Origin of the sequence: Microbacterium sp. 2RAF4 (genome assembly GCF_052115285.1) — a bacterium.
In the GTDB taxonomy this organism is placed as follows: domain Bacteria; phylum Actinomycetota; class Actinomycetes; order Actinomycetales; family Microbacteriaceae; genus Microbacterium; species Microbacterium oxydans.
Genome location: NZ_JBFRGI010000001.1, coordinates 301,423 through 321,573, shown reverse-complemented (window position 1 = coordinate 321,573; position 20,151 = coordinate 301,423). Strand labels below are relative to the sequence as shown.

The following is a 20,151-nucleotide window of genomic DNA, read 5'->3' as shown; positions in this document are numbered from 1 at the left end:
CCCATGCCCCGTCGAGCCCATGACTTCCGAGGTCTGACCCAACCGCGGCGCCTGCGCCTGCTCCGCGCCATCCAGGAGAGTCCCGGCCGGGACGCCGGCGCGCTGGCGGAGGAGAGCGGGATCCCGCTGAACACCGCACGTGACCATCTGCGGGTGCTCGAAGAGGAAGGACTCATCCGCAGCGAGCCCGTCAGCACCGGCCATCGGGGTCGTCCACCCCTCGTCTTCCACCCTGTGCGTGAGACATCGTCAAGCCCGCGCGCACGGTCGCGGGTCGAAGGCGCTGATGTGAGGGGCCGCATGCTCCGTGCTGTGACGTCGGAGCGTCCGCGTCTCGGCGCGGAGGCACTGAGGCAGGTGGACGTCCTGTACGAGCACCTCGACGACGCCGGTCTGAATCCCGTCGTCGACGAGGAAGCGCTCCGGTTCGATCTCGCTCCCTGCCGCTACCGGGGCGTGCTCGCGGAGGACCAGGCGCTCGTGTGCGCCGTGCACGCGCAACTCGTGCGCGACGTGCTGCGACTCGGCGATGGTCCTCTGGAGATGCGGCGACTAGAACCGTTCGTGACGCCGCATCGCTGCAGGCTGCTGCTGTCGTCGAGCGAGCAGGGACCCACTGAGGAACGTGAGTAGGGCGGGTCGGACTTGAACCGACGATCGTTGGGTTATGAGCCCACTGCCTTAACCAGCTTGGCCACCGCCCCGTACGGGTCCCAGCCTAGCGGCCGGGGCGCTCACACCCGCGTCGCCGCCGAGTGCGTCTGCGAGTGTCCGAGATAGATGTCGGCGTTGCCCAGGAGATCCGCCCGCTCCTCTTCGCTGAGAGCTCGACGCACCTTCGCCGGCACGCCCGCGACGAGAGAACCTGCGGGAATCTCCGTTCCCCCGAGGACGACCGCTCCTCCGGCGATGAGGCACCCTTCGCCGATGACGGCGCCGCTGAGGACAACCGATCCCATTCCCACCAGGCTTCCGTCGCCGATCGTGCAGCCGTGCACGACCGCGTTGTGTCCGACCGAGACCTTGGCGCCGATCACGACAGGGTGCCCTGCGTCGACGTGGACGGAGACGTTGTCCTGCAGATTCGAGCCCGGACCGATGACGATCTGCGCCGAATCCCCGCGAAGGACGGCGTTGTACCAGACGCTGGAGCCCGCAGCGAGGATCACGTCGCCGACGATGCGCGCGCCCTCGGCGACGAATGCGGTCGCGTCGATCGACGGCGTACTGTTCGGGAGGGCGAGGACAGAGGCTCCGGAGGCGATGCTCATGAGGCGAGACTACCCTCACTTCCGCGGAATCACGCGGAAGTGAGCCGAGCCTCAGCTTGCTTGCGGAATGTCTGACGCTGAGTAGCGTTGTCTTCATCAGATACGAGAAACCGTTCCGGAGGAGCACAAGATGAGCAAGGCACAGACCGTTTCCACCACCGCCATCGACCCGACCGTGGCTGCAGGGGCGGCCCAGTTCCTCTCCCCTGTCGTCCTCGGTCTCCAGGCACTGACCATCAACGGCAAGCAGGCCCACTGGCACGTCCGCGGCGCGAACTTCGTCGGCGTGCACGAGCTGCTCGACACGATCGTCGCCCACGCCGGCGACTTCGCCGACACGGCCGCGGAGCGCATCGTCGCCCTCGGTCTGCCGATCGATGCACGCGTGAGCGCCGTCGCGGAGAAGGCGGGCTCGACGTCGGTCGCCGCCGGCTTCGCACAGTCCGACGAGCTGATCCGCGCAGTGATCTCCGACATCGACGCCATCCTCGTCGACGTCAAGGCCGCTGTGGAAGGCCTCGACGAGGTCGACCTCACCAGCCAGGACGTCGCGATCGAGATCCAGCGCGGCCTCGAGAAGGACCGTTGGTTCCTCGTCTCGCACATCGCAGCCTGATCGCAGACATCGTCTGAACGCAGCAAGGGCGGTCCTCGGTTCTCCGAGGGCCGCCCTTTTTGTGCGCGACCAGTCAGAGCGCGTGTGTGACGCATCCTCCCAGGAGGGTGGAGAGCACGCTCATGGACCGTAGAGCCGGCCCCGTCGACGTCAGCGGGTCTGCCGCGCACAGGACGATGTCGGCAGGTTCACCCGGCCGCAGCGAAGTACGCACGCTCGCCTCCAGGGCCTGGCCGACCGTGATCCGCTCCTCCGGATGCCATGCTGCTCGCTCGTCGGCCGTCCGCGACACCGCCGCGGAGATGGCCTGCCACGGATCGAGCGGGGCCACCGGTGCGTCGGATCCGAAGCGCAGGTGTGCCCCTGCTGCGCGCAGCGACGCGAGGGGATACCCGATCGAGGTCTGCTCCGACCAGTGCCGGTCAACCAGATCGCGATCATCGACGGCATGCTGCGGCTGAACGCTGGCGATCACGCCGAGGCGAGCGAACCGCGCCAGGTCGGTGTGTCGCACGAGCTGGACATGCTCTATCGATCCGGCCGCGCCCGTGGTGGTGAAGGCATCGAGCGCCGAGGTGATGGCCCTGTCACCGATCGCGTGCACCGCCACCCCCAGTCCCGCACCGGTCGCGCGGGTGAGGAGGCCGACCAGCTCGTCGGAGGGCACAGTGAGCATGCCGAAGTTGCCGGGATCTCCTGGGTAGGCGTGCGAGCAGGCGGCGGTCCGCGTGCCGAGTGAACCGTCGGTGATGATCTTCAGAGGCCCGACATGCACGAGCCCCTGCCCGCGGACGGGAGTCTCGGTCTGTTCATGGAGTTCACCCGTGCGGAGCCCGGCGTCGATGGCGCGTTCGAGGTCGAACGGATACACCGCGAACTCGACGCGATGAGAAGCGAAGCCCGCCTGCACCCGTCGCGGCCACGCTTCCGCACTCCACGCCATGTCGAAGTCGACGAGGCCGGTGACACCTCGTGCCGCGGCCTGCTCCCCTGCGCGCACCATCGCGCGGTCGCCATGAGCGGCGTCGACGGCATTGAGGCGCCGCGAGATCTCGAAAGCATCGGTCTCGCGCAGCACACCGTCGTCGCTGCGGAAACCCTCCCGAGCGAGTGCCGCGCTGTTCAGCCAGACGCTGTGGACGTCGGCGTTGATGAGGTAGGTGGGAACGCCGCCGGTGGCTGCGTCCAGAAGATCGAGTGACGGGCGATCCGGCCACAGCGCGTCTCGGAAGCCGGCGCCGACGCGTCGACCGTCCGCCAGCGGCGGAACACCGCTCATCGCCCCCGCGGCGGCCGCTGCGGATTCCGCGTCTCCGAGCGGCGCGCGCTCCGATGTCAGCGCCCATTGGACGGTGTGGACGTGGTTGTCCCAGAGACCGGGAACCGCCCAGGCGCCGTCGGCGGCGAGGATGCGGCCACGGGCAGACAGAGCGCCCGTCGGGGCGATGTCGACTATGCGTCCTTCGGCGATGAAGATGTCCACCGGTTCGTCGTCCATCAGGAACTCGCGTCCGGGTCCGGCGATCCGCACGGCTGTGATGGTGTCGATGGCGGCGCCGCGTTCGGTCACTGCTGTGCTCCTCCTCGGCGTGCGTCCTGTGCGCGCCGCATCTCGGCGGCGAGGGCCGGGTTCGCATACGGCCCGTCGGCGGAGAGCTCGGCGATCACCGTCTCGATCGTCTCCGGCGGCTTGTTCTGGCTGAGCTTCCTCTTCGCGACGACTCGCGTCGGTGTCAACCGGAAACCCACCGTCCCCGTGGCCAGGCGCTCCACGTAGGCCGCGTCGTTGGGGCGCTCCCACATGTGTCGCGGTTCCGGCATCCGGGATTCGAAGTGTGCGACAAGACGGTCGAGCACGACGAGGTTCTCCTCGGCGGTCAGGATCTCGGGAACGCCGGACAGATGCACAGCGGTGTAGTTCCACGTCGGCACCGCGGGCACATCGCCGTACCAACCGGGCGAGATGTAGCCGTGCGGTCCCTGGAAGGCCACCAGGATCTCCCGGTGCTCCCCCAGCCTGTGGATGAGGTCGTCAGGACGGCCCACGTGGCCCACGACGGTGAGGTCGTCGTGGGCGTCGTCGAGCAGGACGGCGTAGTGCGAGGCCACGAGCCCTTCCCCGCCTGAGCTCATGATCGTCGCCCAGGGGTTCGCCTGGATCACGCGGCGGATCTCGGGTACATCGGCCAGCGTGAAGCTGGGATTCTGTCGCATTCGATCAGCCTAGATCCGGTGGTCGTGGCGCGGGCGGATCACGCCTGGCAACGCGGGCACCAGTAGAGCTTCCGAGCGCCGATCTCCTCCAGCGCGATCTCGGTCCCGCAGATGCGGCAGGGCAGGCCAGCGCGGTGATAGACCCAGTGACGATCGTCCCTGTTGGCCATGGCGGCGCGGTAGTCCGCCCCGGTCAGACCGTCCATCGTCATCATCTGGCCCGTCTCCACACCTATGGCGAGCAGACGCACCCAGTCGTGCCAGAGCGCGCGCACGATGTCTTCGGGAACGTCGCGACCCGGCGTGTGCGGGTTCAGCCTCTGCCGGAACAGCATCTCAGCGCGGTAGACGTTCCCGATGCCGCTCACGACCGACTGGTCCATGAGCAGGAGCGCGATGACCGTCGGCTTCTTCCTGACAGCGCGGACGAAACGCTCCTCGTTCTCGACCGGATCGCCGACCAGGGGGTCAGGGCCCAGCTTTGCGACGGTGGCGAGCATCTCCTCAGGCGTCTGCAGGACGCAGGCGGTCGGTCCTCGGAGGTCGGCTGCGGTGATGTCGGTCATCAGGCGCAATCGGACCTGACCGACCACGGGCGGTGGCCACTCCATGTCCTCATCGGCGAGCCCCTTCGTCTGCTCGGACATGCGCACGTGCACCCGAGTACGTCGGGGCGCACCGATCGAGGACAGCGAGTTCTCCCCTGCGTCATCGAGGATCGGGTCCTCGAGGATCGTGCCCCGCTGATTGGTGTGGCCTATGCGGCCGTTGGCGGAGGCGATGGTCGGGTCGACGACGATCTCACCGGCGAAGTCCCACGCTCCGTACAGGCCGAGATGCACCCGGAGCCACAGGTCGCCTTCCGTCTCCAGGAACATCTGCTTGCCGACAGCCTGCACGCTCACCGCGGCACGGCCATCGAGCAGGGATGCTCCCTCGGCGAACCGCCCCTGCGGGCTGGAAGCGCTCAGCGTCTTGCCGACGAAGTTGCGGTCGAACTGCCGAGCGATCCGGTGGACGGAATGACCCTCGGGCATGTCAGGCCCGCGGGTCCGGGAGCAGCGAGCCGTCGCGTTCGAAGTCGGCGATCTGCCCGATGCGCCGCACGTGGCGCTCGTCACCGGAGAACGGGGTCGTGATGAAGCGGTCGATGAACGAGGTGACCTCTTCGTACGTGTGCTGGCGCGCGCCGATGGAGATCACGTTCGCATCGTTGTGCTCGCGGGCCAGTTCCGCCGTCGAGAGGTTCCAGACGAGCGCCGCACGCACGCCCTCGACCTTGTTCGCGGCGATCTGCTCGCCGTTTCCGGAGCCGCCGAAGACGACGCCGAGCGCCTCGACGCCCGCACGCTGGTCGGCGATGACCGCCTGCGCCGCGCGGATGCAGAACGCCGGGTAGTCATCGACCGCGTCGTACTCGACGGGGCCGTGATCGACCACCTCGTGCCCTGCGGCGCGCAGATGGTCCTGCAGCTGCGTGGAGAAGTCGAGGCCCGCGTGGTCGGTGGCGATATGGATGCGCATGTGTCCCATCCTAGAAGCGCGCGCCGGTCACCGAGAGGTCACGGCGCGACGCCTGCGGCGGCCGGCTTGAAGCCCGCCCGGATGTTCTCGCAACAGCCGGGGCGGCACACGTCGAACCCACCGGGAAGGGAGGTCACGTGAGCGCGTTCCTCGTTGGGACGCCCCTGGAGTCGCTCCTCGATCAGATCGACGATGCCCGCGACGAACGCCGGCGATACACCGGGCGTCGGGGTTCGTGTGAAGGAGAGTCCCGCTTCCTCCGCGGCTTCAGCCGCCTCGGTGTCGAGGTCCCACAGAACCTCCATGTGGTCGCTCATGAATCCCACCGGCACGACGGCGACGGCCTTCCGTCCACGCTCAGGCAGCTCGCCGATCACGTCGCAGACGTCGGGCTCGAGCCACGGCTGCGAGGCGGGGCCGGAGCGGGACTGGTAGACGAGCTCCCACGACACATCCGCGGCCTCCGGGACGGTCTGGCGGACGCGATCCATGACCCACTCGGCTACGGCCAGATGCTGCGCGGCGTAGGCGCCGCCCTCACCCCACTCGATGTCGCGGGCACCCGAGCGCTCGGCGTCGGCGGTGGGGATGCTGTGCGTCGAGAAGAGGATCTGGATGTCCGCGGCCGCGATGCCTTCGGCGAGGAAGTTCTCGATGGCCTCGCGGACACCGGTCTCGAACGCCTCGACGAAGCCGGGGTGATCGTAGAACGGGCGGATCTTGTCGATCGTGACGGTCTCGCCCAGGCCGGTCTCCTCCAGGATGCGGGCGAAGTCCTCCCGGTACTGGCGGCAGCTGGAGAACGAGCTGTACGCACTCGTGGCGAAGGCGAGCAGGGTGTTGTGCCCGTTGCCCGACGCCTCGGTCACGACCTCTTCCAGGTACGGCGCCCAGTTGCGGTTGCCCCAGTAGACCGGGAGCGTGATGCCTCGCTCGGCGAGAGCGTTCTGCAGCGCCTCCTTGAGCACGCGGTTCTGACCGTTGATCGGACTCACTCCGCCGAAGTGGCGGTAGTGGTGCGCGACTTCCTCGAGTCGCTCGTCGGGGATGCCGCGGCCGCGCGTCACGTTCCTGAGGAACGGGATCACATCCTCCTGGCCCTCGGGCCCACCGAATCCGGCGAGCAGGATCGCGTCGTAGGCGACCGGGGTGGTCACGAAAGGTGCACCACCGGAGGCAGCAGGCGAGGCAAAGGGGACGACATTCGGCTCGATCGCAGTCACCCGTCCATCCTCCCACTTCTGCGGAGTACCGGAGCGCGCGCGAGCACCGTTTCTATCGGATTCCCCTGCACCGCGATGGAGATCGGGCATTCCCCGCACTGGCGTAGGCTGTCAGGGTTGCCGTCGGCGCCAACTGCGCCCAGCCCCGGTGACATCCCCTCACCCCTGGGAGTACAGCTGTGCCTGGAGAGAACCTCACCCGTATCGAAGCGCAGGAGCGCCGCGACGTCGTCGACACGCAGTCCTACGAAGTCGCTCTCGATCTGACCAAGGGCGCCGAGGTCTTCGGCTCTCGGAGCGTCGTCCGCTTCACCGCCACGCCCGAGAGCTTCACCTTCATCGATCTGATCGCGCGCGAGGTCCGTGAGATCTCGCTGAACGGCGAGCAGCTCGACCCCAACGAGGTGTTCGCCGACTCGCGCATCACGCTCGAGGGACTCCAGGCGGAGAACGTCCTCGTCGTGGACGCCGACTGCGAGTACACGAACACCGGCGAGGGTCTGCACCGTTTCGTCGATCCCGTCGATGGCGAGGTCTACCTCTACTCGCAGTTCGAGGTGCCCGACTCGCGCCGGGTGTTCGCGGTCTTCGAGCAGCCCGACCTCAAAGCGACGTTCCAGTTCACCGTGACCGCGCCGGCCGCATGGAAGGTCGTCTCGAACTCGCCCACGCCCGAGCCCATCGTGCACGACGACGACGTCACCGCCACGTGGGGCTTCGAGCCGACGCCGCGCATCTCCTCGTACATCACGGCGTTGGTCGCCGGTCCCTACGAGTCGACCTTCTCGGAGCTGACGAGCGCCTCCGGCCGCGTCGTCCCCCTCGGCGTGTACGGCCGCAAGAGCCTGTGGCAGCACCTCGACGCCGACTACATCTTCGACAAGACCCGAGAGGGCTTCGCCTACTTCGAGTCGAAGTTCGGCGTGCCGTACCCGTTCGCCAAGTACGACCAGCTCTTCGTGCCGGAGTTCAACGCCGGCGCCATGGAGAACGCGGGCGCCGTGACGTTCACCGAGACGTACGTCTTCCGCAGCAAGGTCACGGACGCCGTCAAGGAGCGTCGCGTCGTCACGATCCTGCACGAGCTCGCGCACATGTGGTTCGGCGACCTCGTCACCATGAAGTGGTGGAACGACCTCTGGCTGAACGAGTCGTTCGCCGAGTGGGCCTCGACCATCGCGACCGCCGAGGCGACCGAGTGGACCGAGGCCTGGACCACGTTCAACGCCATGGAGAAGACCTGGGCCTACCGCCAGGACCAGCTCCCCTCGACCCATCCGATCGTCGCCGAGATCAACGACCTCGAAGACGTGCAGGTGAACTTCGATGGGATCACCTACGCCAAGGGCGGCTCCGTCCTGAAGCAGCTGGCCGCTTGGGTCGGCATCGAGGCGTTCTTCTCGGGCGTCTCGCAGTACTTCCAGAAGCACTCCTGGGGCAACACCGAGCTCAGCGACCTGCTCACCGAGCTCGAGGCCACCAGCGGTCGCGACCTCGGCACGTGGTCCAAGAAGTGGCTGGAAACCGCCGGGGTGAACACGCTCGAGCCGGTCATCGCCGAGGGCCACGACGGCACCATCTCGCGCTTCGCGATCACGCAGACCGCTCCGGCGGACTACCCGACCATCCGCCCGCACCGTCTCGGCATCGGCTTCTACACGCTCACGGACGGCTCGCTCACCCGCACGCACTACCTCGAAGTGGACGTCGACGGCGACCGCACCGAGATCCCCGAGCTGCAGGGCCTCACCCGCCCCGACCTCGTGCTCCTCAACGACAATGACCTCGCCTACGCGAAGATCCGCCTCGACGAGAAGTCGCTGGCCACCGCGATCGCACACCTCGCCGACATCCACGACCCGCTCGCCCGCTCGCTCGTCTGGGGCGCGGCATGGGACCAGACCCGCGATGCCGAGACCGGCGCTTCCGAGTACATCGACCTCGTGCTCGGCAACATCGGGCGCGAGACCGAGTCGACGACGGTGCGCACCACGCTCGCGCAGCTGCGCACCGCGGCGAACCTCTACGTGGCGCCGGCCGACCGCGAGGCTGCGCGCCTCAAGGTGGCGGATGGTCTGTGGAGCCTCGCGGAGTCGGCCGACCCCGGCAGCGACAGCCAGCTGCAGTTCGTCACAGCCTTCGCCAATGCGCTGGTCACTCCTGAGCACGCGGGCATCGTCGGTCGTCTCCGCTCCGGTGAGGAAGCGCTCCCCGGGCTGGAGATCGACGCCGACCTGAACTGGCAGCTGCTCGCCGGGCTCGCCACGATCGGCGCGACGGACGCCGCCACGATCGACGCCGCTCTCGCCGCGGACAACACCGCCAAGGGTGGGGAGTTCGCAGCTCAGGCACGCGCATCCCTGCCGGACTCCGCGTCCAAGAAGGCCGCGTGGGCGTCACTGATCGAGCGTGACGACGCCCCGAACACGATCGTTCGCTCCGCAGCGCTCGGGTTCACCCACCCGGCGGGGGCTGCAGTGCTCGAGGAGTTCGTCCCGGCGTACTTCGACATGCTCCTGCCGATCTGGGAGTCGCGGACCTACCAGATCGCGCAGTACCTGATCGTGGGGCTGTTCCCGACCGCACTCGCGGACATCGCTCTGCGCGACGCGACCCGCGGTTGGCTCTCCGAGCACCAGGATGTCGCCCCTGCCCTGCGACGCCTCGTGCTGGAGAACCTCGCCGATGTCGAGCGCGCCCTTGCCGCGCAGGCACGCGACGCCGAGGACTGATCCCCGAGCAACAGCGAAAACGGAGACCATCCGCGCTGATCCCCGCGTGTCCACTCAGGACACGCCGCGGTCGGGCCGGATGGTCTCCGTTTTGACGTGGGGCTCCACCCAGCCCGCACAGAGGCCCGCTCGCTAGGATCGGAGGTGATGATCCTTCCCTCCACTGTCACCGAACCGCCCGCCGAGACTCCGCTCCCCGACTGGGTGACGGCGCTGCTCGCCTGGCTCGGCGAGGTCGGTATGAAGGCACTCGCGGTCGCCATCATCATCGTCAGCTGCATCGTGATCGGGCTCGTCCTGCGGCTCGTCATCCGTCGTGTGGTGCACCGGATCGTCGACAGCGCGAAGAACAAGGCGTCGGTCGACGACACTCAAGCACTCGAACGCTCTCCGCTCGCGGATATGCGCTTGGTGCAGCGCACCCGCACGCTCGGCACCATCCTGCAGAACATCGTGAACGTGATGCTGGTCGTCATCGCGATCGTGCTGATCGTGAACGCGCTCGATTCGAGTCTGCTCGGTTCCCTGACACTGCTTACCGCTGCGGTCGGCGCCGGTCTCGGTTTCGGCGCCCAGAACATCGTCAAGGACGTGCTCAACGGCATGTTCCTCGTCGCGGAAGACCAGATCGGCATCGGCGATGTGGTGGATCTCGGTCTCGCGAGCGGCGTGGTCGAATACGTGAGTGTGCGGATCACCCAGGTGCGCGACGTCAACGGCACGCTCTGGTACGTGCGCAACGGTGAAGTGACCAGGATCGGCAACATGTCGCAGGGGTGGGCGCGCTCGATCATCGACATCGGCGTGCCGGCCGACTCCGACCTCGAACAGGTCGAGCACATCATGCTCGAGACCGCACAGGGACTGTCGAAGGACCCGAAGTGGCGTACGCGCATCATCGAGAAGCCCGAGCTGTGGGGGCTTGAGTCCATCGATGGAGACGCGCTCGTGGTGCGCATCGTCATCAAGGCGCGGGCCAATGCCAAGGACGACGTGGCACAGGAGCTGCGTCGCCGCCTGCGTGCTGCCCTCCTCGAGAAGGAGATCGGCGTGCCCCGCATGGTCGACGTGGTGCCGACGGGACTCGATGGTGCGCGGCGGGTCCGCGGTGCGAACCCGCCCAGAACGCGCCCGAACGCGGTGACCGGGGTACCGGTCGTCCCCGACCGAGGTATCTGGCGGAGGAAGAAGCCGAACGACGACGGGAGCACCCAGAAGTGACTTTCTACGACGAGATCGGCGGGCACGAGACCTTCCGGAAGATCGTCTCCGTGTTCTACCGCGAGGTCGCGCTGGACCCCGTCATGAAGCCGATGTACCCGGAGGAAGACCTCGGCCCTGCCGAAGACCGTCTGCGCATGTTCCTCGAGCAGTACTGGGGCGGCCCGACGACGTACGGTGAGACCCGCGGACATCCTCGTCTGCGCATGCGGCACATGCCCTTCCACATCGATGCGGATGCGCGGGATCGTTGGCTTCGTCACATGCGCACCGCGCTCGACGAGGCGCAGTTGTCTCCGCTGCACGAATCCACGCTGTGGGACTACCTGGAGCGCGCGGCCTATGCCATGGTGAACACACGCGAACCTTCCGGGATCGGCGCCGGACCCGGCGGCCGGCCCACGCTCGAGACCCGCTCACGTCAGGAATCAACGGAGACCCCATGACGACAACGCCCCTGTCCGCAGACGTCCTGGTGATCGGATGGGGGTTGGCCGGCCTGGTCGCCGCCGCCGAGGCGCTCGATGCCGGGCGGCGCGTCATCCTGGTGGATCAGGAACCGCGCACGAACCTCGGCGGGCAGGCCTGGTGGTCGTTCGGAGGGCTGTTCTTCATCGACTCCCCCGAGCAGCGGCGCCTGGGCATCAAGGACTCGTTGGACCTCGCGACCCAGGACTGGTTCGGCAACGCCGGATTCGATCGACCGGAAGACGAGTGGCCCCGGCGATGGGCCGAGGCATATCTGCAGTTCGCCGCCGGCGAGAAGCGCGCGTGGCTCCGTGAACGCGGGGTCGGCTTCTTCCCCGTCGTCGGCTGGGCGGAGCGTGGCGGCTACGGCTCCATCGGGCCGGGTAACTCCGTGCCCCGCTTCCACATCACCTGGGGCACCGGCCCGGGAATCGTCGCGCCCTTCGCCGCCTCTGTCGAGCAAGGCGAGCGTGAGGGGCGTCTGACGGTCCTCCCCCGACACCGCGTCTCCGAGCTGGTCGTGATCGACGGAACCGTCACCGGAGCACGCGGACAGATCCTCGCCACGAGCGGGTCGAAGCGCGGTGAGCCTTCGTCGCGCGACGTCGTCGACGAGTTCGAGATCGCGGCGACCGCGACCATCGTCTCATCGGGCGGCATCGGCGGAAACCACGACCTCGTGCGCGCCGCCTGGCCCGCGCGCCTCGGCACTGCGCCAGAGCACATGCTCACCGGGGTGCCCGCGTACGTCGACGGCTCGATGCACGGAGTCAGCGAGGCCGCAGGTGCCAGGCTGGTCAACGGTGATCGCATGTGGCACTACGTCGAAGGCATCGCCAACTGGGACCCGGTGTGGCCATCGCACGGGATCCGCATCCTCCCCGGGCCGTCCTCGCTGTGGTTCGACGCCACCGGCACCCGCCTGCCCGTGCCGCTGTTCCCCGGATTCGACACTCTCGGAACTCTCGCTCATCTGCGCACGACCGGGCACGACCACTCCTGGTTCGTCACCTCGCGCCAGATCGTCGAGAAGGAGTTCGCCCTCTCCGGAAGCGAGCAGAACCCCGACCTCACCGGGAAGGACGTGGGCCTCCTCCTGAAGTCCCGCCTGGCGAAGGGGCCCACAGGACCGGTGCAGGCGTTCCTCGACGAGGGTGAGGACTTCATCGTCGAGAACGACCTCGATTCGCTGCTGGAGCAGATGCAGAGGCACGCCGGCGGCGAGGTGCTGGACATCGACAACGTGCGACGCGAGGTGATAGCCCGCGACCGGGAGATGGAGAACGACTTCACGAAGGACGCGCAGATCGGCATGCTCCGTTCCATGCGCAGCTATCGCGGCGACAAGCTCATCCGGACGGCGGCTCCGCACCGCCTTCAGGATCCGGCCGCGGGGCCGCTCGTCGCGGTGAAGCTGCACGTGCTCACACGCAAATCTCTCGGCGGCATCAACACCGATCTCCACGGGCGCGCGCTGAACGCGGCCGGCGAGCCGATCCCCGGGTTGTACGCCGCCGGCGAGGCGAGCGGGTTCGGCGGTGGCGGTGTGCACGGCTACCGTGCGCTCGAGGGGACGTTCCTCGGCGGGTGTCTGTTCTCCGGCCGCATCGCCGGACGGGCTGCGGCTCTGGCCGGATGATCTCAGCCCCGGGCTTTCCGGGTGAAACTCTTCGGGACATCCATCCTGCTTGTTCGGGGTAGCCCGAAGCGGCGTCGGCGGCCCTCGAATCGTCGCGTCCTGCTCCCTACCGTGGACTCGTGCCCATCCTCTGCATCCTCGGTCTCGTCTCGGCATGGATTTTCGGCGGCACGCTCTCCGCTGCCGCCTCCGATGCGTCGACAGATCACGAAGGCGCGATCGGAAGCTACGCCGAGGCGTTCGCGACGCCCGGAGTCGCGGCAGCGGTCGTCTCGAACGGCGACGTCGACCTGATCGTGCACGGCCGAGACGGAGCGGGCGACCCGATCACTCCGCAGACGCCTTTCCGGATCGCGTCGATGAGCAAGTCGATCACGGCGACGGCGATCATGCTCCTCGTGCAGGATGGAGCGCTGGCACTCGACGACCGCGTCGTCGAGCGACTCCCCGAGTTCACGATGGCCGACCCGAGGCATCAGGACATCACGATCAGACAGCTCTTGTCCCATACGTCTGGGCTCTCGCAGCAGACGAACGACGAGTTCTCGCTGCCCGCGCCGCGGAACACGCGGTCGGTGGTCGCTGAACTCACAGGACGACGACTCACCGCTGAACCGGGCGCTCGTTTCGAGTATCACAACACGAACTACTCGCTGGCGGCCCGCATCGTCGAGGTCGTCTCAGGGCAGAGCCTCGACGCGTTCCTCCGTCAGCGGCTTTTCGTCCCGCTTGGGATGCTCGACTCCCGAAGCGTCGACGCCTGTGATCAGAGCCTCGACGGGCTCACACCCGGCTACTCCGTGGTGCTCGGGGTCGCCTATGTCATGCCGGAGATGCCGGGCCGGTGCGGCGGCAACGGCGGTGTGGTCTCGACGCTTTCCGACATGGTGCAATGGCTGGGTTTCAACCAGGGTGACGTCGGTGCGGACATCCTGGATCCGGTGCTGCGCGACGAGCTGCACTCCGTGCAGCCGGGCGCCGTGTCGTATGCCCTGGGATGGCAGAACCTCGGTCCGGACGGAGAACCAGCGCCCGACGTCCTGTCGCACGGCGGCACTCTTGCGACGTTCGGCGGGTCGATGGCCTTCGACACCGCCACGGGGACCGCAGCCGTCGTGCTGACGAACGGAGTGGGCTCCCCCGGCGAGCTGGTGCGTCACCTGATCGAAGGCGACGCGTCCGCGGCGACGTACGAGAATCCGCTGGATATCGCGAACGGGATCCTCCTGGGCGTCGCGGCGTTCGCGTCGATCGTTCTGCTGGTCACGACGCTGAGAGCGCCGCGTTGGGCGAGGCGAATGTGCGGAGAGGGGATCTCGCGCGTCGGTGTCCGGCTCGTTCCGCTCGCGCTCGTCATCGTGGTGGGGTTCTTCGTCCCCCTGGTGCCAGCGCTGCTCGGGGGATCCGTCAATTGGCAGTACTGGGTGATCGACCTCTGGCTGTTCCCGCTCCTGGATGCCCTGGGGCTCGTGCTCGTGCTGGGTGGCACGAGCGCGTTGGTGAGCAGGATCGTGGCGCTGCGGGTGGCCTCGAGGGCACCCGGAGGATCTCAGCCCGCGGAGCCGGTGTCCCGGACGCTCGTGAGACCCGATGCGACGGGACCGCGCGAGAGCACGTGACCACGTCGGAAGGCGAGGCGTGTCCACCGCCCCGACTTCGACACGCGGATCTGCTCCTCGCCGGAGATGAACCCCATCGCGTCGGCCGCGAAGGCGATTCCCCGAGGCAGGCCGTCGAGGTCCTCGTCGGGTTCGCCCCAGATCGCTGCACGCAGGGCGCGCACGGCCTCCTCGCCGGATCCTGGGGCTGCGCCGCGGGCGACGGCGGAGATCCCCCACTGCGCGCGCTGCGCGATGACGGATGCGTCGAGCACCCCTACGGGCTCCCAGGGGCCGCGGGGTGGAGCGACCCCCGCCCAGGCGGGCGACATCCCGGTCTCCGGGAGACCGAGCCGTTGCGGCTCATCGGTCTGCGAGAGCTGGTCGACCACGATGTCGCACTCGAGCTCGGGGTCGGCGTGCACGATCCGCATCGCGAGAATCGTCGGTGTCTGGTCGAAGAGTCCATGGGGAGCGAGCGCCGCGGTCGTGAGGGCGAGCACACCGCTCCCGGCCTGCAACCGCACTCCCTCGTCCGTGATCCGTGACGCGCGTCCCACGAACGTGAGGACGTCCTTCGCTGTGTCCGGGTCGGCGAGGAGGAGGTGATGCGGCACGCGTTCTAAACTACCAACGGAGCGGCGCCTCGGGGCGCGGAGAGGAACAGATGAGCACGGACGAGCACGCCATCCGGACCGTCGAGCGACTGCTCGAGGTGCTCGATCTCGATTCGACGCAGGCACGGACCACGGAGGACATCTTCACGGGTTCTTCGCACCCGATGCCGAGCGGACGGATCTACGGTGGCCAGGTACTCGCGCAGGCACTCCTGGCTGCCGAGCGCACGCTCCCCGAGGATCGGGCCGCGCACTCGATGCACGGCTACTTCCTGCGCCCCGGCGACGCGAGCCAGGGCATCACGATCTCCGTCGACCGCATCCACGACGGACGTTCCTTCTCGACGCGCCGTGCCCAGGCGTACCAGAACGGTGTGCCGATCTTCTCGATGATCGCCTCCTTCCAGGATGCGGACCCCGGTGTCGAGCATGCGGCATCGATGCCGGAAGGCATTCCTGCACCGGAAGACCTGGCTCCGGACGAGGACCGGGTACAGGGGCTCCCTGGGGGGACGGCCCGGATGCTGAGCGAGCGGGCGGCGGACATCCGTCACGTCGACTCGCCGCTGTATCTACCCAGTGACGACGCGCGTGCACCGCAGCAGGCCGTGTGGATGCGCCTGCGGGCTCCGCTCCCCGACGACCCGCGTCTGCACCGCGCTGCTCTCGCCTACCTCAGCGACATGACGATCCAGGAGTCGATCCTGCGGGCGCACGGCGTGTACTGGGCGCTTCCCGGTCTCAAGGTCGCGAGCCTCGATCACGCGATGTGGTGGCATCGACCAGCGCGGGTGGACGATTGGCTGCTGTACGTGCAGGAGTCGCCGAATGCGCGCGGCGGACGAGGGCTCGCCACCGGACGCATCTTCACCCGCGACGGCGCGCTGGTAGCGAGCGTCGCTCAGGAGATCATGATCCGCGTCCCCGACGGCCAGGACTGACCAGCAGCACTGACGAGCAGCACTGACGAGCAGCACTGAAGCGTCTGCCGGTTCGACTGGCTTGAAGAGCTGGCAGCTTCGGTCGAGGCGCGCTGCGACCGGGACCGCGGCCGGACTCAGCGGTGGGTGTACTCGATCGATTCGCCGACGTACGGCTCCCAGACGTCGCGCATCTCCTGGGTGAGGCGGGTCGGGCGACCGGTCTGCGCGTCGACCAGGACGATGATCGCCGTCGAGCGCGCGTAAATCTGACGAGGTTCCGCCGTCGGATCGTTGTGCACCTCGTAGCAGACCTCGACGCTGGATCCGCCGAGCTTGCCGAACCACATCTGCACCTCGAGCGGTCGCCGCTGATACGGCACCGGCGCGAGGTACTCGATCTCCTGGCGGGCGATCAGCGTGAGGATCCCCTCTTCGATGCCCGAATCGAGCACCGCCGTCGATGGAGCCTCCTCGCCGGGGCCCGCACGCCAGAATGCTCGCACGCGAGCCTCCTCGAGCAGTTTCAGCATCGAGGTGTTGTTGACGTGGTTGAAGGCATCCAGATCGCCCCAGCGGAGCTGGATCGGGATGTGCAGGCGGGGCCCCGGCGTCGCGGTCATGACGGAGTCAGTCGCGCGTGAGCTTGCGGTGGGTCGAGCGGTGCGGCTTGGCTGCATCGGCTCCGAGTCGCTCGATCTTGTTCTCCTCGTACGCCTCGAAGTTGCCCTCGAACCAGTACCACTGGTCCGGCTTCTCATCGGTTCCCTCGTAGGCGAGGATGTGCGTGGCGATGCGGTCGAGGAACCACCGGTCGTGGGTGATCACCACGGCGCAGCCGGGGAACTCGAGCAGCGCGTTCTCCAGCGAGCTCAGGGTCTCGACGTCGAGGTCGTTCGTGGGCTCGTCGAGAAGAAGCAGGTTGCCACCCTCCTTGAGGGTCAGCGCCAGGTTGAGGCGGTTGCGCTCACCACCGGAGAGCACTCCGGCCTTCTTCTGCTGATCGGGGCCCTTGAAGCCGAACTTGGACACGTAGGCGCGGGACGGGATCTCGGTCTTGCCGACCGTGATGTAGTCGAGGCCGTCGGAGACGACCTCCCACAGCGTCTTGTTCGGGTCGATGTTGGAGCGGGACTGGTCGACGTAGCTGATCTTGACCGTCTCACCGATCTTCAGGTCTCCGCCGTCGAGCGGCTCGAGCCCGACGATGGTCTTGAACAGCGTGGTCTTTCCCACACCGTTCGGTCCGATGACGCCGACGATGCCGTTCGGCGGGAGGCTGAAGCTGAGTCCATCGATGAGCGAGCGCCCGTCGAAGCCCTTCTTCAGGTTCTTGGCCTCGATGACCACGCTTCCGAGGCGCGGGCCCGCCGGAATCTGGATCTCCTCGAAGTCGAGCTTCCTGGTCCGCTCCGCCTCGGACGCCATCTCCTCGTATCGGGCGAGACGCGCCTTCGACTTGGTCTGGCGGCCCTTCGCGCTGGAACGCACCCACTCCAGCTCCTCCTTGAGGCGCTTGGCGAGCTTGGCGTCCTTCTTGCCCTGGATCTCGAGGCGTTCGCCCTTCTTCTCCAGGTACGTCGAGTAGTTGCCCTCGTAGCCGATCAGACGGCCGCGGTCGACCTCGGCGATCCACTCGGCCACGTGGTCGAGGAAGTACCGGTCGTGGGTGATCGCGATGACGGCACCCTTGTATGCCTGGAGGTGCTGCTCGAGCCAGAGCACGCTCTCGGCGTCGAGGTGGTTGGTCGGTTCATCCAGCAGCAGCAGATCGGGCTTCTGGAGGAGCAGCTTCGCCAGCGCCACGCGACGCTTCTCGCCACCTGACAGCGGTGCGATCGCCGCGTCGCCGGGAGGGGTGCGGAGAGCGTCCATCGCCTGGTCGAGCTGCGAGTCGAGGTCCCAACCGTCGGCGGCGTCGATCTCCTCCTGAAGCGAGCCCATCTCGGCGAGGAGAGCGTCGAAGTCAGCATCGGGATCCGCCATCAGAGCGGAGATCTCGTTGAACCGGTCGAGCTTGGCCTTGATCGCGATCCCGTCCTGGATGTTCTCCAGCACGGTCTTGGTCTCGTCGAGTTCAGGTTCCTGCATCAGGATGCCGACCGTGAAGCCCGGGGAGAGCTTCGCCTCGCCGTTCGACGGGGTGTCGAGTCCTGCCATGATCTTGAGGATGGTCGACTTGCCCGCGCCGTTCGGACCGACCATGCCGATCTTGGCCCCGGGGAGGAACGCCATGGTCACGTCGTCGAGGATGAGCTTCTCGCCCACCGCCTTGCGCGCACGAACCATCGAGTAGATGTACTCAGCCACCGAAAACCGCTCCTTCTGTTGGCGTCGAAGATCGACACTCCAGCCTACCGGCCCCCTGGCATCTCACCAGTCGATCGGACGTGTGGTGCCGACGAGACAGCGCCCCTCCGCGAGCTGCGGGAGAACCGCCGTGACGACCTGACCGGTGGAAGGACCGACCTGGCCGACGAGGCACTCGTCATTGCCCCAGCGGACCGAGAACTGCAGGCTCTCCACCGGATTGCCCACCGTGGTCTGGTCCTGGGTCACTTGCATCGAGTCGCGATCGAATCCTGCGCCGATCAGCGCGTCGATGTACGCCCGGCCCTCGCCACGCTGATCGGTGGCCCAGACGCCGTCCGCAGTAGCGGTGAACAGTGGCAGGTTGTCGTCGGCGCTGCCGTCCGGCACGAGAACAGGCCCGACGGGTGCCGTCGATTCTGCATCCGGTGAGGCGGAAGCCGTGGCGGAGGGAGACGGCGCGGCGGTCGGCGTGCAGCCGGAGAGGAGCACGGCGACCACAGCAGCGGCGGCTAGGGCACCGGCTGCGCGCGGCGGAGGAAGGACCGATCGACGAAGCACGTGCCGAGTCTACGTCGCCTTCTCATCGTGCTCGCGCTGTCGTCGTGCCCCCCGTTCACGCGCGCAGCTGCGCGGAGTCGCCGAGACAGCGTCGCGTCACGCGCTCCCGGCCACCTCCACGTCCGGTGCCGACCAGGAGAGTGCGAACGCGGATGAGTCGGTCCCCGAGCCCAGCGCATCGACGTCTTCCTCTTCGACACGCGTGTCGGGTGATCCGGTCGACGCGTCGGGAGCACTCGTCTGCGGACGCGACTGCGGGCGATACGCGGTGGTTCCCCACCGCAGATCATGGCCGATCGCATCTGCCTCGATGTCGACACTGGTGCCGTGCTTCCCATTGCTCTCCCAGTCGCGGATCCTGAGACGCCCCGTCACGATGACGCTGTCTCCGGTGCGCAGCGACGCCTTGGCGTTCTCTCCGAGGTGGCGGAACGCCGCCACCGAGTACCAGTTGGTGCCCGAGTCCGTCCACGTCTGCGTCGCGGCGTCGAAGCGACGGTGGGTGCTGGCGAGGCGGAAGTTGGTGACTGGGACCCCTCCCCCTGTCTGTGACTGTGTCGGGTCGGTGGCGACTCGTCCCACGATGGTCAGGGTGTCGATCATGTTCGTGTCCTCTCGATCGCCGGGTCTCTTCCGGCTGTCTCCAGCCTGCGCGGGAGCATCGGGCTGCGGACGCCAGAAGGACGCAACCGGTGGACAGATTGCAGAAGGGGCAGTCGGTGGAGAGAAAGCCCGATGACAGCTGCGGAACCAGCGGCGGCGAATGTCGGTGGTCGGTCATATCTTCGAATCATGAAAGGAGTACCGATGTCCGACCACCTGACCACTTCGCTGCCCGACGTCCCGTTCGCGACGCCTCGACTCTCCTCCGCGCGCGAGCATCTGGTCCGCGCTGCCGATCACCTCTGGAGGGTGCAGGATCGCCGGGAGCACATCCTCGGTCATCTCCGAATCGTCGCCGATCCGCTGGGGCTGCGCTACCGTGCCGAACGGCTGCACCTCGCGACAGGCGTGTTCCGCGTCGTCGGAGAGTTCTGGCGTGTGGACGACGCGGTTGCGGCTCTGCGCGCTTCCTGACGGCGACCAGCAGGCCTGTCCCCTCCCGCGTCACTCACCGGGATTCGATGCTGCGTGGTGCCCCCGGCAGGATTCGAACCTGCGACCAAGAGATTAGAAGGCTCCTGCTCTATCCCCTGAGCTACGGAGGCGCACGCGTCTAGAGTATCGCGCTCCCGCC

The 20,151-nt window shown here is 67.7% G+C and carries 20 protein-coding genes and 2 tRNA genes; 9 read left to right on the top strand and 13 right to left on the bottom strand.

Features of this window, described 5'->3' with window-relative positions; genetic code table 11:
* Positions 1-3: 3 nt before the first annotated feature.
* Complete coding sequence (locus tag AB4070_RS01580) at positions 4-633, top strand: helix-turn-helix domain-containing protein (RefSeq protein WP_441978626.1); 630 nt, start codon at positions 4-6, stop codon at positions 631-633.
* Here AB4070_RS01580 and AB4070_RS01575 read toward each other — a convergent pair.
* Positions 631-704, bottom strand: a tRNA-Ile gene (locus AB4070_RS01575). The two genes, AB4070_RS01580 and AB4070_RS01575, sit on opposite strands and share 3 nt — an antisense overlap.
* A 30-nt stretch (positions 705-734) precedes the next feature.
* Positions 735-1,271, bottom strand: coding sequence for a gamma carbonic anhydrase family protein (locus AB4070_RS01570; protein WP_441978625.1), 537 nt, complete (start codon positions 1,269-1,271; stop codon positions 735-737).
* Between the two features lie 130 nt (positions 1,272-1,401).
* On the opposite strand from AB4070_RS01570, the gene AB4070_RS01565 reads away from it, so the two are divergent.
* Positions 1,402-1,887, top strand: a complete 486-nt coding sequence (locus AB4070_RS01565) for a Dps family protein (protein WP_046747026.1) — start codon at positions 1,402-1,404, stop codon at positions 1,885-1,887.
* Between the two features lie 73 nt (positions 1,888-1,960).
* Here AB4070_RS01565 and AB4070_RS01560 read toward each other — a convergent pair whose 3' ends face one another.
* The 5 genes from AB4070_RS01560 to AB4070_RS01540 are packed head-to-tail and all read right to left on the bottom strand — an operon-like array spanning position 1,961 to position 6,848.
* Positions 1,961-3,457 (bottom strand): amidohydrolase, encoded by a 1,497-nt coding sequence (locus tag AB4070_RS01560; RefSeq protein WP_441978624.1) that lies wholly within the window; start codon positions 3,455-3,457, stop codon positions 1,961-1,963.
* Positions 3,454-4,101: an FMN-binding negative transcriptional regulator gene (locus AB4070_RS01555; protein WP_441978623.1), complete on the bottom strand. Its 648-nt coding sequence runs from the start codon at positions 4,099-4,101 to the stop codon at positions 3,454-3,456. Before AB4070_RS01555 ends, AB4070_RS01560 begins: the two co-directional genes overlap by 4 nt.
* A gap of 38 nt (positions 4,102-4,139) precedes the next feature.
* The gene (locus AB4070_RS01550; RefSeq protein ID WP_441978622.1) at positions 4,140-5,138 is read right to left on the bottom strand and encodes an Fpg/Nei family DNA glycosylase; all 999 of its coding nucleotides are present in this window, start codon (positions 5,136-5,138) and stop codon (positions 4,140-4,142) included.
* A gap of 1 nt (position 5,139) precedes the next feature.
* The gene (locus tag AB4070_RS01545; protein ID WP_441978621.1) at positions 5,140-5,625 is read right to left on the bottom strand and encodes a ribose-5-phosphate isomerase; all 486 of its coding nucleotides are present in this window, start codon (positions 5,623-5,625) and stop codon (positions 5,140-5,142) included.
* 38 nt (positions 5,626-5,663) lie between these two features.
* Positions 5,664-6,848 carry a ferrochelatase gene (locus AB4070_RS01540; RefSeq protein ID WP_441978620.1) on the bottom strand — a complete coding sequence of 395 codons (1,185 nt, stop codon included), beginning with the start codon at positions 6,846-6,848 and terminating at the stop codon, positions 5,664-5,666.
* Positions 6,849-7,027: 179 nt separating this feature from the next.
* Between AB4070_RS01540 and pepN the strand changes: the two genes are divergently transcribed.
* The 5 genes from pepN (at position 7,028) to AB4070_RS01515 (ending at position 14,527) form a co-directional block, all read left to right on the top strand.
* On the top strand, positions 7,028-9,580 hold the full coding sequence (gene pepN / locus AB4070_RS01535; protein WP_441978619.1) for an aminopeptidase N: 2,553 nt from the start codon (positions 7,028-7,030) through the stop codon (positions 9,578-9,580).
* Between the two features lie 147 nt (positions 9,581-9,727).
* Complete coding sequence (locus AB4070_RS01530) at positions 9,728-10,801, top strand: mechanosensitive ion channel family protein (protein WP_441978618.1); 1,074 nt, start codon at positions 9,728-9,730, stop codon at positions 10,799-10,801.
* Complete coding sequence (locus AB4070_RS01525) at positions 10,798-11,247, top strand: globin (protein ID WP_441978617.1); 450 nt, start codon at positions 10,798-10,800, stop codon at positions 11,245-11,247. Before AB4070_RS01530 ends, AB4070_RS01525 begins: the two co-directional genes overlap by 4 nt.
* Positions 11,244-12,908 (top strand): FAD-binding dehydrogenase, encoded by a 1,665-nt coding sequence (locus AB4070_RS01520; RefSeq protein WP_441978616.1) that lies wholly within the window; start codon positions 11,244-11,246, stop codon positions 12,906-12,908. The genes AB4070_RS01525 and AB4070_RS01520 overlap by 4 nt, the downstream gene beginning before the upstream one ends.
* A gap of 119 nt (positions 12,909-13,027) precedes the next feature.
* Positions 13,028-14,527: a serine hydrolase domain-containing protein gene (locus tag AB4070_RS01515; protein ID WP_441978615.1), complete on the top strand. Its 1,500-nt coding sequence runs from the start codon at positions 13,028-13,030 to the stop codon at positions 14,525-14,527.
* Here the strand turns inward: AB4070_RS01515 and AB4070_RS01510 are convergent.
* Entirely contained in the window at positions 14,458-15,123 is a 666-nt protein-coding gene (locus AB4070_RS01510; RefSeq protein ID WP_441978614.1) for a hypothetical protein, read from the bottom strand. The two genes, AB4070_RS01515 and AB4070_RS01510, sit on opposite strands and share 70 nt — an antisense overlap.
* Before the next feature lie 50 nt (positions 15,124-15,173).
* On the opposite strand from AB4070_RS01510, the gene AB4070_RS01505 reads away from it, so the two are divergent.
* Positions 15,174-16,064 (top strand): acyl-CoA thioesterase, encoded by an 891-nt coding sequence (locus AB4070_RS01505; RefSeq protein ID WP_441978613.1) that lies wholly within the window; start codon positions 15,174-15,176, stop codon positions 16,062-16,064.
* Between the two features lie 116 nt (positions 16,065-16,180).
* Here the strand turns inward: AB4070_RS01505 and AB4070_RS01500 are convergent, their stop codons facing one another.
* The 4 genes from AB4070_RS01500 to AB4070_RS01485 form a co-directional block, all read right to left on the bottom strand.
* Entirely contained in the window at positions 16,181-16,666 is a 486-nt protein-coding gene (locus AB4070_RS01500; RefSeq protein WP_046747037.1) for an acyl-CoA thioesterase, read from the bottom strand.
* Positions 16,667-16,673: 7 nt separating this feature from the next.
* Positions 16,674-18,353: an energy-dependent translational throttle protein EttA gene (gene ettA, locus AB4070_RS01495; RefSeq protein ID WP_017830677.1), complete on the bottom strand. Its 1,680-nt coding sequence runs from the start codon at positions 18,351-18,353 to the stop codon at positions 16,674-16,676.
* 63 nt (positions 18,354-18,416) lie between these two features.
* Positions 18,417-18,914 carry a DUF6993 domain-containing protein gene (locus AB4070_RS01490; protein ID WP_441978612.1) on the bottom strand — a complete coding sequence of 166 codons (498 nt, stop codon included), beginning with the start codon at positions 18,912-18,914 and terminating at the stop codon, positions 18,417-18,419.
* A gap of 96 nt (positions 18,915-19,010) precedes the next feature.
* Positions 19,011-19,517 carry a single-stranded DNA-binding protein gene (locus AB4070_RS01485; RefSeq protein ID WP_441978611.1) on the bottom strand — a complete coding sequence of 169 codons (507 nt, stop codon included), beginning with the start codon at positions 19,515-19,517 and terminating at the stop codon, positions 19,011-19,013.
* Between the two features lie 204 nt (positions 19,518-19,721).
* Between AB4070_RS01485 and AB4070_RS01480 the strand changes: the two genes are divergently transcribed.
* Entirely contained in the window at positions 19,722-19,991 is a 270-nt protein-coding gene (locus tag AB4070_RS01480; RefSeq protein WP_052748636.1) for a hypothetical protein, read from the top strand.
* A 55-nt stretch (positions 19,992-20,046) separates the two neighbouring features.
* Here the strand turns inward: AB4070_RS01480 and AB4070_RS01475 are convergent.
* Positions 20,047-20,122 (bottom strand) — tRNA-Arg (locus AB4070_RS01475).
* Between the last annotated feature and the right edge of the window lie 29 nt (positions 20,123-20,151).

Bases quoted from the DNA above. Each gene is read 5' to 3' on its own strand.
- AB4070_RS01580 (WP_441978626.1), top strand. From the start codon at position 4: ATGCCCCGTCGAGCCCATGACTTCCGAGGTCTGACCCAACCGCGGCGC.
- AB4070_RS01550 (WP_441978622.1), bottom strand. From the start codon at position 5,138: ATGCCCGAGGGTCATTCCGTCCACCGGATCGCTCGGCAGTTCGACCGC.
- AB4070_RS01500 (WP_046747037.1), bottom strand. From the start codon at position 16,666: ATGACCGCGACGCCGGGGCCCCGCCTGCACATCCCGATCCAGCTCCGC.
- AB4070_RS01530 (WP_441978618.1), top strand. From the start codon at position 9,728: ATGATCCTTCCCTCCACTGTCACCGAACCGCCCGCCGAGACTCCGCTC.
- AB4070_RS01520 (WP_441978616.1), top strand. From the start codon at position 11,244: ATGACGACAACGCCCCTGTCCGCAGACGTCCTGGTGATCGGATGGGGG.
- AB4070_RS01565 (WP_046747026.1), top strand. From the start codon at position 1,402: ATGAGCAAGGCACAGACCGTTTCCACCACCGCCATCGACCCGACCGTG.
- AB4070_RS01480 (WP_052748636.1), top strand. From the start codon at position 19,722: ATGTCCGACCACCTGACCACTTCGCTGCCCGACGTCCCGTTCGCGACG.
- AB4070_RS01570 (WP_441978625.1), bottom strand. From the start codon at position 1,271: ATGAGCATCGCCTCCGGAGCCTCTGTCCTCGCCCTCCCGAACAGTACG.
- AB4070_RS01505 (WP_441978613.1), top strand. From the start codon at position 15,174: ATGAGCACGGACGAGCACGCCATCCGGACCGTCGAGCGACTGCTCGAG.
- AB4070_RS01545 (WP_441978621.1), bottom strand. From the start codon at position 5,625: ATGCGCATCCATATCGCCACCGACCACGCGGGCCTCGACTTCTCCACG.
- AB4070_RS01485 (WP_441978611.1), bottom strand. From the start codon at position 19,517: ATGATCGACACCCTGACCATCGTGGGACGAGTCGCCACCGACCCGACA.
- AB4070_RS01555 (WP_441978623.1), bottom strand. From the start codon at position 4,101: ATGCGACAGAATCCCAGCTTCACGCTGGCCGATGTACCCGAGATCCGC.